Origin of the sequence: Citrobacter sp. Colony219 (assembly GCF_019382635.1) — a bacterium.
GTDB classification, from domain to species: Bacteria; Pseudomonadota; Gammaproteobacteria; order Enterobacterales; family Enterobacteriaceae; genus Citrobacter; species Citrobacter youngae.
Genome location: NZ_CP080033.1, coordinates 111,964 through 131,295, shown reverse-complemented (window position 1 = coordinate 131,295; position 19,332 = coordinate 111,964). Strand labels below are relative to the sequence as shown.

Here is a 19,332-nt window from a genome sequence, read left to right as displayed (position 1 = left end):
ACCCTGGGCCAGGGGAGCCAATGCGGCAGGCAGGCTCTTGCCCAGTTCCTGTACCAGCGAATCGCGGCTGATTTCGCTAATGGTTTTTGCACCGGTCAGGGTCATTGCCACCTTCATCTCTTTCTCGATCAGGTTCAGCAGATTCGCCACACCAGCCTGTCCGTGTGTTGCCAGCGCGTACAGATAAGCACGGCCCAGCAGCACGCTATCGGCACCCAGCGCAATCATGCGCACCACGTCCAGGCCGTTACGGATCCCGCTGTCGGCCAGAATCGTGATATCGCCCTTCACCGCATCGGCAATGGCGGGCAGTGCGCGGGCGGAAGACAGCACGCCATCTAACTGGCGCCCACCGTGGTTAGAAACAACAATGCCATCTGCGCCAAAGCGTACGGCGTCGCGGGCATCTTCTGGATCGAGGATCCCTTTGATCACCATCGGACCCTCCCAGAATTCGCGGATCCACTCGAGGTCTTTCCAGGAGATGGACGGATCGAAGTTATTCGCCAGCCAACCGATGTAATCCTCAAGGCCGGTGGGTTTGCCAAGATACGTCGAAATATTGCCTAAATCATGCGGCCGACCGTTCAGGCCAACGTCCCATGCCCATTGTGGATGGGTGACTGCCTGCCAGTAGCGACGCAGTGCCGCATTTGGACCGCTCATACCGGAATGCGCGTCACGGTAACGTGCGCCGGGCGTGGGCATATCGACGGTAAAGACCAGCGTGGAGCAGCCCGCCGCTTTGGCTCGCTCCAGGGCGTTACGCATAAAGCCGCGATCGCGCAGGACATACAGCTGGAACCACATTGGACGCCTGATGGTCGGGGCGACTTCTTCAATTGGGCAGACGGATACCGTCGAAAGCGTAAACGGAATGCCTTTGGCATCAGCGGCGGCGGCGGCCTGAACTTCGCCCCGGCGTGCATACATGCCGCATAAACCGACAGGCGCGAGGGCCACCGGCATCGACAGTTTTTCGTTAAACAGGGTGGTTTCCAGACTGAGATCTGACATGTTCTTCAGCACGCGCTGGCGGAGTGCCACCTCTGATAAATCTTCCACGTTACGGCGCAGGGTATGCTCCGCGTACGCGCCACCGTCAATGTAGTGGAACAGGAAAGGGGGCAGAATGCGCTGGGCTGCGGCGCGATAATCGCTGGCTGCTGAAATAATCATGTGTTGTTCTCCCTGCTAATTTCATTATGGTCACCGGGCAGACGGGTGATACGCGCCTGGCGGGCCTGGTCTTCATCAAAGCGTTTAATGGTGGTATGGACAAAACTGAGGTGCGCCATCATCGCCTTACGCGCGCCATCGGCATCCCCGGCGACAATCGCGTCCAGCACAGCAAGGTGTTGTTCTGTGAGCTGTGAAAATACCGGTGGCACCAGGTACATACGCTGGCGACTCTGTTTTACCGAAGACTGCAATACGTCGAAGAAACCGCGCATGGTCTGTAACAGCACCACGTTGTGCGAGGCTTCAGCGATGGCAAGGTGAAAGCGAACGTCTGCTTGTGAAGCGAGATCCGGATCTTCACTTTGTGTGGCCTCGAAACAGAGCCTGATTTTCTCTTTGTCGGCGGCTGTGGCGCGCATGGCGGCGTGCCAGGCGGTGCTGGCCTCAATGGCGTGGCGGGCTTCGAGAATATCGAAGCTGTAATCAGGGTCGTCCGCCATCAGGCTTTTCAGTGGCTGAACGATGTTTTGTTCGGACCACGCTTCATGCTGCCAGCGGATAAACGTCCCACCACCACGACGGCTAATCAGCACGCCTTCACTTACCAGCTTTGCCAGCGCCTCGCGCAGCGAATTGCGCGACACGCCGAGCTGTACGGCCAGCTGGCGCTCGGCGGGCAACTTCATGCCCGCTTCCAGCTGTTGTTCTTCAATCAGCGCCCGCACACGAGATGCGACCTCGTCTGACAGGCGTCTGGGCATCACAATCATGGAATCATCCAGGTTAAGACATAGGCCTGCAGCGTGGTAATCACACCCACCATGCAGGTGAAAATCAGGCTGTGTTTGACGGTGAAGCGGAACAGATCAGACTCTTTGCCAACCAGTCCCACTGCCGCACAGGCGATGGCGATAGACTGCGGAGAGATCATCTTGCCGGTTACGCCGCCGGTGGTATTTGCCGCTACCATCAATACGTCAGAAACACCGATTTGCTGCGCTGCCGTTGCCTGTAGCGCTGCGAACAAGGCGTTTGACGAGGTATCAGAGCCCGTCAGGAATACCCCCAGCCAGCCGAGGAACGGCGAGAAGAAAGTGAACGCGCTGCCCGTGTGAGCCAGTGCTAACGCCAGCGTTGAAGACAGCCCGGAGTAGTTAGAGATAAATGCGAATGCCAGCACCATTCCGATGGAGTAAATAGGCAGCGCCAGATCTTTCAGCGTACTGCCAAAGGTCTGCAGAGCGGCGGAGGGTTTCATCTTCAGCCAGACGATAGACAGCAGCGCGGCAAACAGGATGGCGGTGCCGGTTGCCGAGAACCAGTCGAACTTGTACACCGCCGCGTAGGCTGTGGCTTCGTGTACCACCGGCGGCATGCGGGCTACCAGCTTATCGAGGAACGGAACCGGAATGTTGACGACCCAGTGGTACATCGCCCCGCCAGGGGCAAACAGCGCTTTAAACGGCGGGATGCTCCACAGTGTGACGGTGGCGGTCAGGAACAGGAACGGCGACCAGGCGCGGATGATTTGCCCGGCGGTGTAGCGGGTGCGCGACAGGTCCATATCGACCTGTGAAGCCCCCATATCGCCAAAACGGAAGATGCGTACCGGCTGCCAGCGCTTCAGGAACAGCGTCAGACACACCAGAGAAACCAGAGAAGAGATGATGTCCGGCAGTTCCGGCCCGATAAAGTTAGAGCTGAGGTACTGCGCGATAGCAAACGAGCCGCCCGCGACCATCACCGCAGGCCAGGTCTCTTTCACGCCGCGCCAGCCGTCCATAATCGCCATGATCCAGAACAGTACGATAATCGTCAGGAACGGTAGTTGGCGGCCAACCATCTGACCAATCTCAAAGCTGTCCAGCCCGGTGACCTGACCGGCAACCAGAATAGGAATTCCCATCGCGCCAAACGCTACTGGCGCGGTGTTTACGATCAGGCACAAGCCTGCTGCATACAGTGGGTTAAAACCAAGACCAACCAGCAGCGCGGCGGTTATCGCCACCGGCGCACCGAAGCCCGCGGCCCCTTCGAGGAATGCCCCAAAGGAGAAACCGACAATCAGCATTTGCAGACGCTGGTCAGGGGTAATTGAGAGAATGGATGAGCGGATGATGTCGAACTGCCCGGTTTTAACCGAGATTTTATAGACAAACACCGCTGCAATGATGATCCAGGCTATCGGCCACAGACCATAGAAGAAACCGTATACCACGGAGGCCAGCGCGTGATCGACCGGCATTTTGTAAAACAGCAGGGCGACCGACAAAGCGATCACCACCGTCCATGACGCCGCAACGTAGCCTTTCAGCTTGAGCTTAATCAGGGCGAAGAAAAAGAACAGGATGGGGAGCGATGCGATCAGACTGGAAAGCCAGATGTTACCGGCCGGGTCGTAGTTTTGTTGCCAGAGATTCATTGCAGGTCTCCTGGGGGCCGCTGACATAATGCAATGAGTCTGTGCTCATCTCTTCGTCACACTATGTGTAAAAGTGGCCCTGCCAATATTGTTGTGTAGGGGTAATGACAATGAATGGTTAATCAAATGTTATTTATTGGCAACGGTATTGTACGCACATTTTAATGAAATGTGAGGTATTGGTAGGATCTTACTGAAATTGGTAGGGCCAATTACGAAGGGAAGCTAAGGACCGGGCAAGCGAGTGTTGCCCGGTGACAGATTAGAACTCGCTTTTCGCGAAGCCCGTCATCTCTTTCAGGCCCATTTCACGGCCAAGCTCGGTCATCGGGTGAACGACGATCAGGCCGCGCACGCTCTTCTTCAGCTTGCCCATGTCGGCCTGTTCTTTTTTGGTGATGGCACGACGGAACGGGAGTTTGCTGAGCTTTTGCGCTTCTTTGCTCAGCTTCTGGCCGTGTACTTCACGCAGTCGTGCGATCTCAGTTTCCAGAGTTTCTTTCTCTTGCTCCAGCTCGGCATATTTGTCGGCGGCTTCAACCAGGGACAGGTCAGCCTGCTGGTGGCGGATAGCGTCAAGACGATCGCTCAGGCGTTTAATTTCGTTTTTTTCGACTTCTTTCATAGGATAGCTTCTGATAAAAATAGGATGAATATCCTATAGTATGCGCGCAGAGCGGGATTATTCACAACTAATCGAAGATAAATAATCAAATGCCGCAAGTATTATTAAGCTAATGGTAGTGCTACTTTTTTGATTAATAAGGAACTTTAAGCGATAAGATTGGCCATGGCGCTTTTTATTGGCGGGTTTATAGCGAAGCACGTTTTCCTCAATATAATCGCCCAACCGATCCTAAACTTAAATGAGCAACCGCACAGGCTGAGCGCGGTTAATACATGGAGGAGGGAAGATTATGGCGAAAATAGGTGAGAACGTTTCGGTTCTGATTGATAAGACGGTCGATTTTATGGCTTCCAGCCAGGCTTTTCGCGAATATCTGAATAAAACACCGCCGCGCGACGTAGTCCCTTCTGAAATACCACAGGAGAACGCGCAGCTGTATCTGCAACGTCTGGCGTACTATCGGCAACTGTATCGACCGCAGCAGGAAGAGAAGTAAGCCTGCAGGGTCTTATTTTTGAAAGGCTTTTTTTAAGCTGATTTTAGAAATCAGCTCGGTCAGGGAAAGTACCATCGTGGAGCGTACCATTTGCTGGTAGCGCTGGATTTGCATGGCGTGCAGACCTGAGTCTGAGGTATCAAACTGCGGTGGCGGCGGGAGTGCTGCTACGCAGTGAAGTTCGCCAAACGGACCAAGAATCTCATCGTCGGTGAACGCGTATTCATTGCCGTCATGGTTTAACTCTTCCCGCAGCGCCATCAGTAGTTCCGCATCTTCATACTCCGGGCGGCTGAGTACGCCCAGACCGTAGATGAGCTTGAGACGAACGGAAAGCTCGCCCAGCGGACCGTCGCCGTCGAGCAACGGTTCTACGGCATATTTTACCGCATAGTCATCTTTGCGAAATACCTGAAGCACAAGGATATTCACCGCCTCGGTGAGCAGTTCTACGGCGGTGATGAGGAAGCTGCGTACGGTTTTGCCAGCATTCAGACGCTCAAGCACACGATTTTCAAAGGCCTGCGTTTGTTCCATTATTGCCTGCATATCTGACAATCTGTCATTTGGGCGCAGGCAGACCTGCGCCACATTCTCAATCATTTGGTCGCGTTATATGCGTTAACCGCCTCCGCCACCACATCACTATTGGCATCCAGACCGGAAACCTGCGCCAGCGCGGCCTGCGGACCTTTTTCGTCAATCAGCGCGGCCAGTTCCTGTGCCTGCGGATCTTCTTCGCTGCGATAGTGCATTGCTGCCGCAATACCGATAACCAGATTCGTGTGCGGCAGGCCGTACTCCAGCGTGCCCAGCAGCGGTTTAATCAGACGGTCGCCCGCGCTCAGTTTACGCAGTGGCTGACGGCCAACGCGCTCAACGTCATCTTTCAGATACGGGTTTTCAAAGCGACCGAGGATTTTCTGAATATATGCTGCATGTTTTGCCGCATCAAAGCCATAGCGTTTGATCAGTACCGCGCCGCTCTCTTCCATCGCACCTTTTACCACTGCGCGGATTTTCTCGTCGAGAATCGCGTCACGGATGGTCTGATGACCGGTCAATTTTCCGAGGTACGCGGTTATAGCATGCCCGGTGTTCAGCGTGAAGAGTTTACGTTCGACAAATGCCATCAGGTTATCAGTTAATTCCATTCCCGGGATGCTTGGCAGTTCGCCTTTAAATTGCGTTTTGTCGACAATCCACTCGCTGAAGGTTTCGACGGTGACTTCCAGCGGATCGTTGGTCGCAGAAGCGGAAGGGGGAACGATGCGGTCTACGGCGGAATCGACAAAACCAACGTGTTCTTCAACCCAGGCTTTGTCTTCATCTGCCAGCGCGTTCATGACGTGGCCTTTCAGCTGGGTCGTGCCGCGCACCATGTTCTCACAGGCGATGATATTCAGCGGAGTCGCGATGCCCTGCGCCTTGCGTTTAACCAGCCCTTTAGCGATGGCAGGTGCGATGCGCTCAAGCACGACCGGACCAACGGCGGTGGTGACTAAATCTACGTGGGCAATCAGTTCAACGACATCATCGCCGATGCTGCTCACCGCGTTGACGCCGGAAACGGTATCAACCTGCTCGTTTTCACCGACCACATGAACCTGATAGCTATGACGGGCATTCAGGGCATCGAGCACGACCTGGTTTACATCCGCGAACGTCAGCTGTATCCCCGCGTCCGCCAGCAGTTTGCCGATAAAGCCACGACCGATATTACCTGCGCCAAAATGTAATGCTTTCATAGTATTAACCTTCATTAATGTTTTTACCCAAGAGGGCTGGGGTGAGGCTTTTCCCTCAACCTAACCCTCTCCACAAGGGAGAGGATATCGCCTTCATATTTCGAACTGCAGATGCGTTGGCTCTCCTCGCTCACCCCAGTCACGTACTTATGTACGCTCCTGGGGATTCACTGCGTTGCCGCCTTCCTGCAGCTCGAACTATTTTGGAGATACTTAACCGTTAAGCTTTTTTACCCGCCAGCAGCGCCAGAACTTCATCCACGCTGGTGGTATGGGCCAGACGTTCGATCACGGATTCGTCATCCAGCGCGTTGGTCAGGCTGGTAATCACCTGGATATGCTCGTTGTTACGTGCAGCAATACCAATGACCAGACGGGCGATATCGTCTTCTTCTTCGCCGAAGCGTACGCCTTCCGGATACTGGCAGAACACCACGCCGGTTTTCAGCACGCGGTCTTTGGCTTCAACCGTACCGTGCGGTACAGCGATGGACTCGCCGAGGTAAGTCGGGGTCAGTTTTTCGCGGTCCAGCATCGCCTCGACGTACTCTGGCTCAACATAGCCGCCTTTCACCAGTTGCTCACCGGCAAAGCGAATCGCTTCTTCTTTGTTGGTGGCTTTACGGCCCAGGAAGATATTCTCCGCACCCAGTTTAAACAGGTGGGTATCACCCTCTTCAAAGCTGTCTTTCAGGTGGTCGCGGACTTTCTCTTCGTTCACGTTGTGGCGCTGTGCAGCGACCAGACGTTCGGTCAGATTGGAGTACAGACCGCTGTCGAGGAAGTTGGTCAGCGAAATGTGCTGTGCCTGCGGAACCTGGCGCATAGCGCGTTCGGTCAGGTCACGGTGGGTAATGACCAGATCCACATCCGGCGGCAGATTGTTAATCGCGCTGTTGGTGACGGAAATCTGAGACAGACCGGCATCCTGCACTTTCTTACGCAGTACGCCCGCACCCATGGCACTGGAACCCATGCCGGCATCGCAGGCGACGATGATTTTACGCACATGGCTCAGGTCGTTGGTTACGTCGCCCGCTGCCAGCGGAGATGCGCCTTTGGATTCCGCTTTCATGTCGTTCATACGACGGGTTGCGGCTTCAATGTCATCTTCTTCTTTCACTTTGCTGGTTTTCAGCAGAATCGCCGAGACCACAAAGGAGACCGCCATTGCCGCACAAATTGCCGCGATGTTGGCGAAGTAAGCGCCCTTCGGCGTCATTGCCAGTACGGCCAGGATAGAACCCGGAGAGGCCGGAGACACCAGACCACCGTTCAGGATAGTCAGCGTAAATACGCCAGTCATACCGCCGAGGATAACGGCCAGGATCAGACGCGGGTTCATCAGCACGTACGGGAAGTAAATTTCGTGGATACCACCCAGGAAGTGGATGATAGCCGCGCCGCCTGCAGACTGCTTAGCGCTGCCGCGACCGAAGAACATGTATGCCAGCAGAACGCCCATACCCGGACCCGGGTTAGCTTCAATCAGGAAGAAGATGGATTTACCCATCTCATGGGACTGCTGAATGCCCAGCGGTGAGAAAATACCGTGGTTGATGGCGTTGTTGAGGAACAGGATTTTCGCCGGTTCAACGAAGATAGACGCCAGCGGCAGCATGTCATGGACAACCATGAAGTTAACGCCTGCCGCCAGGATTTTGGACAGTGCTTCAACCAATGGGCCAATGCCAAGGAATGCCAGAATGGCGAGGATCATCCCGATGATGCCAGCGGAGAAGTTATTCACCAGCATCTCAAAACCGGACTTGATCTTACCGTCTACCCAGCCGTCGAAATGCTTGATAGCCCAGCCGCCCAGCGGACCTGCGATCATCGCACCGAGGAACATCGGCATATCAGCACCGACGATCACGCCCATGGTGGTAATCGCGCCCACTACGCCGCCGCGTTCGCCGCCAACCAGCTTACCACCGGTATAACCGATCAACAGCGGCAGCAGATAGGTGATCATCGGGCCGACCAGCTTCGCCAGCGTTTCGTTCGGCAACCACCCTGTCGGAATGAATAATGCGGTGATAATACCCCACGCGATAAACGCGCCGATATTTGGCATCACCATGTTGCTGAGGAATCGACCAAAGCTTTGCACCTTGATCTTAATATCGGATGACATAAAAACACCCCTTCTTATGTTTGCTATCGCGCAGGCTGAAAGCCCGAGGTTTGTTAATGTAGCGGCAGGAGGTAGCCGGACCCTGTAGATACTGCGAAATCTGGCACTGAATCGTTCAACTGTCCAGTCGATGACTTTTAATGTGATCAATGTCACGTAAATATAGGGTTTACGGCATTACTTAATGTGATTTCGATCACAAAACACCGGTATAAAAAAACATCATTACGCGGAAATAGGCTGGAAAAGGCACTTAAATGTGAAGTTGTTCACGTTTTTGCTTTGGCTGTTTGTTGGGTATTTGTGATCTACTTCGCAATAAATATTTGCCAGGATTTCTCCTGATGTGATCTGACGCGGATTCTGTTTCATCTCCCATTTCTTGCTGCTACCCCGCGAGTCGTTCACCTGCAAATTTATACCCTGGTGGTATGGCGGAAATGACTAACTGCAATTATGTTCAAATTACCAGCCATGAATCCTTTCGGCTGCCTGCAATTGAAAGCTCTGATTAGCGTGAATACGAGGCGGGTATGTTTCTAAACTATTTCGCGTTAGGTGTGCTGATCTTCGTTTTTCTGGTTCTGTTTTACGGAATCATCGCCATCCATGATATTCCCTATAACATGGCTAAGAAGCGCAACCATCCCCATGCCGATGCCATCCATACGGCAGGTTGGGTGAGCTTATTTACGCTGCACGTTATCTGGCCGTTTCTGTGGATCTGGGCCACGCTCTATCAGCCAGAACGAGGCTGGGGGATGCAGTCACACATTACGCCGACCGGAAAGGAACAAGACCCTGAAATTGCCGCGCTGGCAGCGCGCATTACCCAGTTAGAAAAAAGGCTGGCTGGGGAGAAAAAAGACGATAACTCCACCTTTCCGGAGATTTGATCATGGATTTGTTGATTGTCCTGACTTACGTGGCATTTGCCTGGGCCATCTTTAAAATATTCCGTATTCCGGTAAACCAATGGACGCTTGCCACAGCCGCATTAGGTGGGGTGTTTATTGTGGCGGGACTCATCTTATTAATGAACTATAACCACCCGTATACCTTTACGGCGCAAAAGGCGGTTATTTCAATACCTGTTACCCCGCAGGTCACTGGAATTGTGAGTGAAGTGACAGATAAAAATAATCAACTGATTAAAAAAGGCGAGGTGTTATTTAAACTCGATCCCGTGCGTTATCAGGCGCGAGTGGACCGACTGCAAGCCGATCTGGTGACCGCCACGCACAATATCGACAATCTGAAAGCCCAACTTTCTGAAGCTGTCGCCAATACTACCCGCGTTTCCGCTGAACGCGACCGCCTGTATAAAGATTATCAACGCTATTTGAAGGGCAGCCAGGCGAAGGTTAATCCCTTCTCTGAAAGCGATATCGACAACGCCCGGCAGAACTATCTGGCCCAGGACGCGCTGGTAAAAGGCTCCGTCGCCGAACAGACGCAGATTCAGACTCAGTTAGACAGTATGGTCAACGGGGAGCAATCTCAGGTTGCGTCCCTGCGCGCTCAGCTCGCTGAAGCCAAATACAATCTTGAGCAGACTATCGTCCGAGCCCCCAGCAACGGCTATGTTACGCAGGTGCTTATTCGGCCCGGAACCTACGCCGCCGCGCTGCCTCTGCGCCCGGTGATGGTGTTTATTCCGGAACAAAAACGGCAAATCGTGGCGCAATTCCGCCAGAACTCGTTGCTGCGTCTTAAACCGGGTGATGAAGCGGAAGTGGTCTTCAACGCGCTGCCAGGCCAGGTATTCCCCGGCAAGCTCACCAGCATTCTGCCGGTTGTACCGGGCGGTTCTTATCAGGCCCAGGGAGCATTGCAGTCTCTGACGGTGGTGCCGGGTACCGATGGCGTGCTGGCCACGATTGAACTGGCTCCCAATGCAGATGTTGATGCACTACCGGACGGTATCTATGCCCAGGTGGCGGTCTATTCCGACCATTTCGCCCACGTTTCGGTGATGCGTAAAGTGCTGCTGCGCATGACCAGCTGGATGCATTATCTTTATTTGGATCATTGAGACCAGCATCACCTGCCATTTGTCGTGGCCTGAGCCATACTAAGCGGTGTCCAGATATTCGTTGGACATCGCTTTTTTGTTGGCAAAAAGGACACGGCATGAAACTCATTGGCAGCTATACCAGCCCTTTTGTGCGTAAAATTTCTATTCTGTTGCTGGAAAAGGGCATCACCTTCGAATTCGTTAATGAACTCCCCTATAACGCGGATAGCGGCGTGGCGCGATACAATCCATTGGGAAAAGTGCCCGCGCTGGTCACCGATAAGGGAGAGTACTGGTTTGATTCTCCGATCATTGCTGAATATATAGAGTTGTTGGATATTGCACCCGCAATGCTGCCGCGTGAGCCGCTGGCGGCACTCAAAGTTCGTCAACTGGAAGCGCTGGCCGACGGTATTATGGATGCGGGTTTAGTCTCGGTGCGCGAGCAGGCTCGCCCCGCTGCGCAGCAGTCAGAAACTGAATTGCTACGCCAGCGCGAAAAAATTACCCGCAGCCTGGATGTGCTGGAAGGTTATCTGGCGGACGGTACGCTGAAAACGGATACGGTTAATCTGGCAACGATTGCGATTGCCTGTGCCGTGGGCTATCTCAATTTTCGTCGGGTTGCGCCTGGCTGGTGTGTGGACCGTCCACGTCTGGTCAAACTGGTGGAAACACTCTTTCAACGCGAAAGTTTTGCCCGTACGGAACCGCCAAAGGCTTGATGCAGATAATACCCGCCTGAGCAAAGTCACGGTACAATCCTTCCTATATCGATATCCCTCTCCACGGTGGAGAGGGCCACCAACAGCCAGGCCCTTTCATGACAACCGACATGCGTTCACTCTACAGCCAGCTTCCTGCTATCGATCGTTTACTGCGCGATAGCGCTTTCCAGGTCTTACGTGAGTCCCACGGTCATACCCGCGTGGTGGATCTGCTGCGTCATATGCTCGATGAAGCCAGAGAGGCGATTCGCGACACGCAGGCGCTTCCAGCATGGGGGGAAGACTGGGCGCAAGAGGCCAGCGCCCGGCTGGAACGAGAATCGCAAAGCGCGCTACGTCCGGTGATTAACCTGACCGGAACGGTGCTGCATACCAATCTTGGGCGTGCATCACAAGCTGAGGAGGCGATTGCTGCGGTGGTGCAGGCGATGCGTACGCCGGTGACGCTGGAATACAGCCTGGATGATGCCGGACGTGGACATCGGGATCGGGCGCTGGCGGATCTACTCTGCCGCCTGACCGGCGCGGAAGATGCCTGTATTGTCAATAATAATGCCGCTGCGGTTCTGCTGATGCTGGCCGCCACGGCCAACGGCAAAGAGGTGGTCGTTTCGCGCGGCGAGCTGGTAGAAATTGGCGGCGCGTTTCGTATTCCCGACGTGATGTGCCAGGCCGGATGTATCCTGCGCGAGGTTGGCACCACCAACCGGACCCATGCGAAAGATTACCGTCAGGCGGTGAATGAAAACACCGGTCTGCTGATGAAAGTCCATACCAGTAATTACAGCATTGAAGGCTTTACCAGCTCGGTTGATGAAGCTGAGCTGGCCGCCATTGGTCAGGAACTGGATGTGCCGGTAGTGGCGGATCTGGGTAGCGGCTCGCTGGTCGATCTCAGTCAGTATGGTTTGCCGCAGGAACCGATGCCGCAGCAGCTCATTGCCGCAGGTGTGAGCCTGGTGAGTTTCTCTGGTGACAAACTGTTGGGCGGGCCGCAGGCCGGGATTATCGTCGGTAAAAAAGAGATGATCGCCCGCTTACAGAGCCATCCGCTGAAACGCGCGTTACGGGCTGATAAAATGACGCTGGCAGCGCTGGAAGCAACGCTGCGGCTCTATCTGCACCCGGAAGCGCTGGCGGAGAAGTTGCCGACGTTACGCCAGCTCACCCGCACGAAAGAGGCTGTCCACGCGCAGGCGCTACGATTACAAGCACAATTGACAGAACATTATGGTGCCGAGTTTGCGTTGACTGTCATGCCTTGCCTGTCGCAGATTGGCAGCGGCTCGCTACCAGTTGATAGGCTGCCGAGCGCGGCATTAACCTTTACCCCCCATGACGGGCGTGGAAGCCGCCTCGAAGCGCTGGCCGCCCGCTGGCGTTTGCTGCCCGTGCCGGTCATTGGGCGAATTTATGATGGCCGCTTGTGGCTGGATCTGCGCTGCCTTGAAGACGAGACCCGGTTTATGGAGATGATGCTGAAATGATTATTGCAACCGCCGGACACGTTGACCACGGAAAAACAACGTTATTACAGGCGATTACCGGCGTGAATGCCGACCGGCTGCCGGAAGAAAAAAAGCGCGGCATGACTATCGACCTCGGCTATGCCTACTGGCCGCAGCCGGACGGGCGGGTACTGGGATTTATCGATGTCCCTGGTCACGAAAAGTTTCTGTCCAACATGCTGGCGGGTGTCGGTGGTATCGACCACGCGCTGCTGGTGGTGGCGTGTGATGACGGCGTGATGGCGCAAACGCGTGAACACTTGCAAATCCTGCAACTGACGGGCAACCCACAGCTTACCGTGGCGCTCACAAAAGCCGATCGCGTCGATGAAGCACGCATTGACGAAGTACGTGCCGAGGTGCAAACCACGCTGGGTAACTATGGTTTTGCCGATGCGATACTGTTCGTAACTGCCGCCGGTGAAGGCCGTGGTATCGAAGCGCTGCGTGACCACTTGCTGCAGTTGACGCCGCGTGAACTGGCTCGCGATCACACCTTCCGCCTGGCGATTGACCGCGCTTTCACGGTAAAAGGCGCAGGTCTGGTCGTAACGGGAACGGCGCTCAGCGGAGAAGTGAACGTCGGGGATGCGTTGTGGCTTACGGGCGTCAACAAACCGATGCGCGTACGTAGCCTGCATGCGCAAAATCAGCCGACCGAATACGCTCACGCCGGACAGCGAATTGCGCTGAACATTGCCGGTGATGCGCAAAAAGAAGAGATTAACCGTGGTGACTGGCTGCTTGCAGATGCGCCGCCAGAGGCCTTCTCACGCGTCATTGTCTCTTTAGAACACGCCGCACCGCTGATGCAGTGGCAGCCGCTGCATATCCACCACGCGGCCAGCCACGTGACCGGACGTATCTCACTGCTCGAAGGGACGCTGGCGGAACTGGTATTTGATACGCCTCTGTGGCTGGCTGATAACGACAGGCTGGTGCTGCGTGATATTTCTGCCCGTACGACGCTGGCAGGCGCACGTGTCGTGACGCTGAATCCACCGCGTCGTGGGAAGCGTAAGCCGGAGTATTTACAGTGGCTGTCGGCGCTGGAAAATGCGCAGAATGACGGCGAAGCGCTGGCATTGCATCTGACGCGCGGGGCGGTGAATATTCCCGATTTCGCATGGGCACGCCAGCTCAATGGCGACGGCATGCGTCCGTTGATTGAGCAACATGGATTTATTCGCGCCGGGTATAGTCTGTTGAATGCGCCCGTTGCTGCACGCTGGCAGCGTAAGATTCTGGATACGCTGGCGACCTACCATGAACAGCACCGTGATGAGCCGGGACCTGGACGTGAACGCCTGCGTCGTATGGCCCTGCCGATGGAAGATGAAGCGCTGGTCCTGCTGCTGATTGAAAAGATGCGCGATAGCGGCGCTATTGATAGCCATCATGGCTGGCTACATTTGCCGGATCATAAGGCCGGTTTTAGCGATGAGCAGCGTGCTATCTGGCAAAAAGTAGAACCTCTGTTTGGTGATGAGCCGTGGTGGGTGCGGGATCTGGCGAAAACCACGGCTACGGACGAGCAGGCGATGCGTCTGGCGCTACGGCAGGCGGCGCAGCAGGGCATTATTACGGCGATCGTCAAAGATCGTTATTACCGTAACGATCGGATTGTGGCCTTTGCCAATCTGATCCGCGAACTGGATCAGGAGAGAGGATCGACCTGCGCTGCCGATTTCCGCGACAGGCTTAACGTCGGGCGTAAATTGGCTATTCAGATTCTGGAATATTTTGACCGTATTGGTTTTACGCGTCGTCGGGGAAATGATCATTTATTACGCGATGCATTACTGTTTCCCGAAAAGTAATGAAACAATTAATTCAAAAATTAAATGAATTAATACAAAATAGATATTGATTGAAATAAGCACATTAGATTATGAACCTAATGTGCTTTTTAATTTTCAATGTTATTAAAATAACAACCACGATCATATTTTGTTGGGATTATCACTCGTATGCTTCCTGCCTCTTTTGAGTAATTAAGGATCGTACAATGGCTGCTTCAACATTTTTTATTCCTTCCGTGAATGTAATTGGCGCTGGTTCATTAAAAGATGCAATGAATACAATGGCGGAATATGGTTTTCGTCGTACGTTAATTGTCACGGATGCCATGCTGGCGAAATTAGGTATGGCGAGTGAAATTCAAAAAGCGCTGCAGGAACGTGATATTTTCAGCGTAATTTATGATGGTACGCATCCTAATCCGACAACCAGCAACGTTGCCGCAGGTCTGCAAATGCTGAAAGAAAATGCCTGTGATAGCGTAATTTCCCTCGGTGGCGGTTCCCCACACGATTGTGCGAAGGGGATTGCGCTGGTGGCGGCTAACGGCGGCGATATTAGTGATTACGAAGGCGTCGACCGTTCTGCAAAACCGCAGTTGCCGATGATTGCCATTAACACGACGGCGGGAACGGCATCTGAAATGACCCGTTTTTGCATCATTACCGACGAAGTACGCCACATCAAAATGGCGATTGTCGATAAGCACGTTACACCGCTGCTGTCCGTCAATGATTCTTCGCTGATGGTCGGTATGCCGAAGTCCCTGACAGCGGCAACCGGTATGGATGCGCTGACTCACGCGATTGAAGCGTATGTCTCCATTGCGGCAACGCCGATCACCGATGCATGTGCGCTTAAAGCCGTGACGATGATTGCCGAGAACCTGACGATCGCCGTGGAAGATGGCGCCAATGCTCAGGCACGTGAAGCGATGGCTTACGCACAGTTCCTCGCAGGTATGGCATTCAACAACGCCTCTCTGGGTTACGTTCACGCAATGGCGCATCAGTTGGGTGGTTTCTACGACCTGCCGCACGGTGTCTGCAATGCGGTACTGCTGCCGCACGTTCAGGTCTTCAATAGCAAGGTGGCCGCAGCTCGTCTGCGTGATTGTGCTGCGGCAATGGGCGTCGACGTGGCTGGATTGAACGATGCGCAAGGAGCCGAAGCCTGTATCGCGGCAATCCGCGAACTGGCGCAGAAAGTGAATATTCCGGCAGGTTTGCGTGAGCTGAACGTTAAGGAAGAAGATTTTGCTGTTCTGGCGACCAACGCTCTGAAAGATGCCTGTGGTTTTACTAACCCGATCCAGGCGACACATGAAGAAATCATGGCGATTTATCGTGCTGCCATGTAATTCGTGATACCTGTCGTAAAGCAGTAAAAGGCTGGCGAATAATTCGCCAGCCCCGTCTACCCTTGTAGTACCCCTACAGCAAGGAGACGGTCATGACCAACAACCCCCCTTCAACGCGTATTTATCCCGGCGAGTATGGTTACCCTCTGAAGTTAAAGGCCCGATACGATAACTTTATCGGCGGCGACTGGGTTGCACCAGTGGACGGTGAGTATTACCAGAACCTGACGCCAGTTACCGGGCAATTACTGTGCGAAGTGGCCTCTTCCGGCAAAAAAGATATCGATCTGGCACTGGATGCCGCGCACAAAGTAAAAGACAAGTGGGCGCAGACATCCGTGCAGGACAGGGCGGCGATTCTGTTCAAAATTGCCGATCGTATGGAGCAAAATCTGGAGCTGCTGGCGACGGCTGAAACCTGGGATAACGGTAAACCTATCCGTGAAACCAGTGCGGCAGATGTGCCGCTGGCAATTGACCATTTCCGCTATTTTGCCTCCTGTATTCGTGCGCAGGAAGGGGGAATCAGCGAGGTTGATAGCGAAACCGTGGCTTATCACTTCCATGAACCTCTTGGTGTGGTAGGGCAAATTATTCCGTGGAACTTCCCGCTGCTGATGGCCAGCTGGAAGATGGCACCCGCGCTGGCGGCGGGTAACTGCGTGGTGCTGAAACCCGCGCGCCTGACGCCGCTGTCCGTGCTGTTGCTGATGGAAGTCATCGGCGATCTGCTCCCGCCTGGCGTGGTGAACGTGGTAAACGGCGCGGGTGGGGAAATTGGTGAGTATCTGGCGACGTCAAAACGTATTGCGAAAGTGGCGTTTACCGGCTCAACGGAAGTTGGGCAGCAGATCATGCAGTACGCCACGCAGAACATTATTCCTGTCACGCTGGAACTGGGCGGCAAGTCACCCAATATCTTCTTCGCGGACGTGATGGATGAAGAAGATGCGTTCTTTGACAAAGCGCTGGAAGGTTTTGCATTGTTTGCCTTCAACCAGGGCGAAGTGTGTACCTGTCCGAGTCGTGCGCTGGTTCAGGAATCCATTTATGAACGTTTTATGGAAAGGGCCATTCGCCGCGTGGAGAGTATTCGTAGCGGTAATCCGTTAGACAGCGTGACGCAGATGGGCGCGCAGGTGTCGCATGGTCAACTGGAAACTATTCTGAATTACATCGACATTGGTAAGAAAGAAGGTGCAGATGTTCTTACCGGCGGGCGGCGCAAGCACCTGGATGGTGAGTTAAAAGAGGGTTATTACCTCGAACCAACCATTCTGTTTGGTAAGAACAACATGCGGGTTTTCCAGGAGGAGATCTTTGGCCCGGTACTGGCGGTCACTACCTTTAAAACCATGGATGAGGCGCTGGAAATCGCCAATGACACGCAATATGGACTCGGCGCCGGCGTCTGGAGTCGTAACGGTAATCTGGCATACAAGATGGGACGCGGTATTCAGGCTGGCCGTGTCTGGACCAACTGTTACCACGCTTACCCGGCTCACGCCGCGTTCGGCGGCTATAAGCAGTCGGGCATCGGGCGCGAGACACACAAAATGATGCTCGAGCATTATCAGCAAACCAAGTGCCTGCTGGTGAGTTACTCAGATAAACCACTGGGACTGTTTTAATTTCTCGTCACTTATTGCCCGGTTTTGCGCCGGGCATATCTTTATTCTGCAGTTATATAAAAACCCATATGTCGTTATATAAACAAGATAATTGCACTCCATGTACATATTCATCTACTATCCTCCAATCTATTTTTAAATCCAAATAGAATTCTTACTTGTTATTCCAATCTCTGAGGCAAATATGTTTCTTGATTATTTTGCATTAGGAGTGCTTATTTTTGTATTCCTGGTCATTTTTTATGGGGTTATTATTCTGCATGATATTCCCTATCTGATTGCAAAAAAACGTAATCATCCTCATGCCGACGCAATACATGTTGCGGGTTGGGTGAGTTTGTTTACCTTACATGTTATTTGGCCCTTTTTATGGATCTGGGCAACGCTTTATCGCCCGGAGCGCGGATGGGGCATGCAGAGCGCGGATTCTTCCCTGATCCAGCTGCAGGCAAGGGTTGCCGATCTGGAAAAAAAATTGGGTGAGGTGAAGACCTCTGCGGCGGAGTAATATCGATGGATTTACTGATTGTTCTGACCTATGTAGCGTGTGCATGGTCAATATTTAAGATTTTTAAAATTCCTGTCAATAAATGGACAGTACCTACCGCAGCATTGGGCGGTATATTTATTGTGTGCGGACTGATATTACTGATGAATTATAATCATCCGTATACCTTTAAGGCGCAAAAGGCGGTAATTTCTATTCCCGTAGTGCCGCAGGTAACGGGTGTCGTGACGGAAGTGACAGATAAGAAGAATACACTGATCAAAAAAGGCGAGGTGCTATTCAAACTTAATCCGGGGCGTTATCAGGCGCGGGTCGATCGTCTGAAAGCCGATATTGTCACCGCACAGCATAAAGAGCAGGCTCTTGCTGCGCAACTGGATGAAATGCAAGCCAACACGCAACGGGCAAAGGCTACCCGTGACAAGCTGGCGAAAGATTATCAGCGCTATGCGCAGGGAAGCCAGGCGAAGGTGAATCCTTTTTCTGAACGCGATATCGACGCGGCGCGGCAAAACTATCTGGCGCAGGAAGCATCGGTGAAGTCCTCCATTGCGGAACAACAGCAAATCCAGAGTCAGTTAGACAGCCTGGTGCTGGGGGAAAATTCACAAATTGCCAGCCTGAAAGCACAGTTAGCAGAAGCGGAGTTCAATCTGGACCAGACCGTGGTTCGCGCGCCCAGCGATGGCTATGTGACGCAGGTGCTGATGCGTCCGGGAACCTATGCCGCCGCACTGCCTATGCGCCCGGTGATGGTGTTTATCCCGGATCAAAAACGGCAAATTATCGCCCAGTTCCGTCAAAACTCGCTGCTGCGACTGGAGCCAGGCGATGAAGCGGAAGTGGTGTTTAACGCCCTGCCGGGTAAAGTATTTAGCGGTAAACTGGCTGCTATCAGTCCGGCCGTACCGGGTGGTACATACCAGTCGAACGGGGCGCTGCAATCCTTAAACTCTACGCCCGGTTCTGAAGGGGTGATCGCCACGATTGAGCTGAATGATAATGCGGAGGTTAGCGCGTTACCTGACGGGATTTACGCGCAGGTCGCCGTATATTCTGACCACTTCGAACATGTGTCAGTCATGCGCAAAGTCTTGTTGCGAATGACCAGTTGGGTGCATTACCTGTATCTCGATCATTAAACCCAGGCTGTTTTGCTTGCTCAGT

The 19,332-nt window shown here is 53.6% G+C and carries 17 protein-coding genes; 10 read left to right on the top strand and 7 right to left on the bottom strand.

Features of this window, described 5'->3' with window-relative positions; genetic code table 11:
- The 4 genes from lldD to JTI85_RS00560 all read right to left on the bottom strand — a co-directional run.
- Nucleotides 1-1,179: FMN-dependent L-lactate dehydrogenase LldD (gene lldD, locus JTI85_RS00575; RefSeq protein ID WP_219351987.1), on the bottom strand; the 1,179-nt coding region annotated here is incomplete at its 3' end.
- Nucleotides 1,176-1,952, bottom strand: coding sequence for a transcriptional regulator LldR (gene lldR / locus JTI85_RS00570; protein ID WP_048213701.1), 777 nt, complete (start codon nucleotides 1,950-1,952; stop codon nucleotides 1,176-1,178). The genes lldR and lldD, both read right to left, overlap by 4 nt.
- Nucleotides 1,949-3,604: an L-lactate permease gene (gene lldP, locus JTI85_RS00565; protein WP_003837651.1), complete on the bottom strand. Its 1,656-nt coding sequence runs from the start codon at nucleotides 3,602-3,604 to the stop codon at nucleotides 1,949-1,951. Before lldP ends, lldR begins: the two co-directional genes overlap by 4 nt.
- Nucleotides 3,605-3,866: 262 nt before the next feature.
- The gene (locus JTI85_RS00560; RefSeq protein WP_048213700.1) at nucleotides 3,867-4,229 is read right to left on the bottom strand and encodes a YibL family ribosome-associated protein; all 363 of its coding nucleotides are present in this window, start codon (nucleotides 4,227-4,229) and stop codon (nucleotides 3,867-3,869) included.
- 292 nt (nucleotides 4,230-4,521) lie between these two features.
- On the opposite strand from JTI85_RS00560, the gene JTI85_RS00555 reads away from it, so the two are divergent.
- The gene (locus JTI85_RS00555) at nucleotides 4,522-4,728 is read left to right on the top strand and encodes a hypothetical protein (RefSeq protein ID WP_048213699.1); all 207 of its coding nucleotides are present in this window, start codon (nucleotides 4,522-4,524) and stop codon (nucleotides 4,726-4,728) included.
- Between the two features lie 12 nt (nucleotides 4,729-4,740).
- Here JTI85_RS00555 and mtlR read toward each other — a convergent pair whose 3' ends face one another.
- The 3 genes from mtlR to mtlA form a co-directional block, all read right to left on the bottom strand.
- Entirely contained in the window at nucleotides 4,741-5,331 is a 591-nt protein-coding gene (gene mtlR / locus JTI85_RS00550; protein WP_219351986.1) for a mannitol operon repressor MtlR, read from the bottom strand.
- Nucleotides 5,328-6,476, bottom strand: a complete 1,149-nt coding sequence (gene mtlD, locus JTI85_RS00545; protein ID WP_219351985.1) for a mannitol-1-phosphate 5-dehydrogenase — start codon at nucleotides 6,474-6,476, stop codon at nucleotides 5,328-5,330. The genes mtlR and mtlD overlap by 4 nt, the downstream gene beginning before the upstream one ends.
- A gap of 220 nt (nucleotides 6,477-6,696) precedes the next feature.
- Nucleotides 6,697-8,613, bottom strand: a complete 1,917-nt coding sequence (mtlA, locus tag JTI85_RS00540; RefSeq protein WP_101742500.1) for a PTS mannitol transporter subunit IICBA — start codon at nucleotides 8,611-8,613, stop codon at nucleotides 6,697-6,699.
- 533 nt (nucleotides 8,614-9,146) lie between these two features.
- Between mtlA and JTI85_RS00535 the strand changes: the two genes are divergently transcribed.
- From JTI85_RS00535 to JTI85_RS00495, 9 genes are all read left to right on the top strand, one after another.
- Nucleotides 9,147-9,509, top strand: coding sequence for a DUF3302 domain-containing protein (locus JTI85_RS00535; RefSeq protein WP_061066819.1), 363 nt, complete (start codon nucleotides 9,147-9,149; stop codon nucleotides 9,507-9,509).
- Nucleotides 9,510-9,511: 2 nt separating this feature from the next.
- A complete protein-coding gene (locus JTI85_RS00530; RefSeq protein WP_048213694.1) occupies nucleotides 9,512-10,648 on the top strand; it encodes an HlyD family secretion protein in 1,137 nt (378 codons plus the stop codon).
- Nucleotides 10,649-10,746: 98 nt separating this feature from the next.
- Nucleotides 10,747-11,355 carry a glutathione S-transferase gene (locus tag JTI85_RS00525; protein ID WP_048213693.1) on the top strand — a complete coding sequence of 203 codons (609 nt, stop codon included), beginning with the start codon at nucleotides 10,747-10,749 and terminating at the stop codon, nucleotides 11,353-11,355.
- Nucleotides 11,356-11,453: 98 nt separating this feature from the next.
- Entirely contained in the window at nucleotides 11,454-12,845 is a 1,392-nt protein-coding gene (gene selA, locus JTI85_RS00520; protein WP_101742498.1) for an L-seryl-tRNA(Sec) selenium transferase, read from the top strand.
- Complete coding sequence (gene selB / locus JTI85_RS00515) at nucleotides 12,842-14,686, top strand: selenocysteine-specific translation elongation factor (RefSeq protein ID WP_116360374.1); 1,845 nt, start codon at nucleotides 12,842-12,844, stop codon at nucleotides 14,684-14,686. The genes selA and selB overlap by 4 nt, the downstream gene beginning before the upstream one ends.
- 188 nt (nucleotides 14,687-14,874) lie before the next feature.
- Complete coding sequence (gene yiaY, locus JTI85_RS00510; RefSeq protein ID WP_048213690.1) at nucleotides 14,875-16,026, top strand: L-threonine dehydrogenase; 1,152 nt, start codon at nucleotides 14,875-14,877, stop codon at nucleotides 16,024-16,026.
- A 92-nt stretch (nucleotides 16,027-16,118) separates the two neighbouring features.
- On the top strand, nucleotides 16,119-17,657 hold the full coding sequence (gene aldB / locus JTI85_RS00505) for an aldehyde dehydrogenase AldB (RefSeq protein ID WP_061066814.1): 1,539 nt from the start codon (nucleotides 16,119-16,121) through the stop codon (nucleotides 17,655-17,657).
- Between the two features lie 184 nt (nucleotides 17,658-17,841).
- Nucleotides 17,842-18,165 carry a DUF3302 domain-containing protein gene (locus JTI85_RS00500; protein WP_101742495.1) on the top strand — a complete coding sequence of 108 codons (324 nt, stop codon included), beginning with the start codon at nucleotides 17,842-17,844 and terminating at the stop codon, nucleotides 18,163-18,165.
- Nucleotides 18,166-18,170: 5 nt separating this feature from the next.
- Entirely contained in the window at nucleotides 18,171-19,307 is a 1,137-nt protein-coding gene (locus JTI85_RS00495) for an HlyD family secretion protein (RefSeq protein ID WP_061066812.1), read from the top strand.
- Nucleotides 19,308-19,332 lie beyond the last annotated feature (25 nt).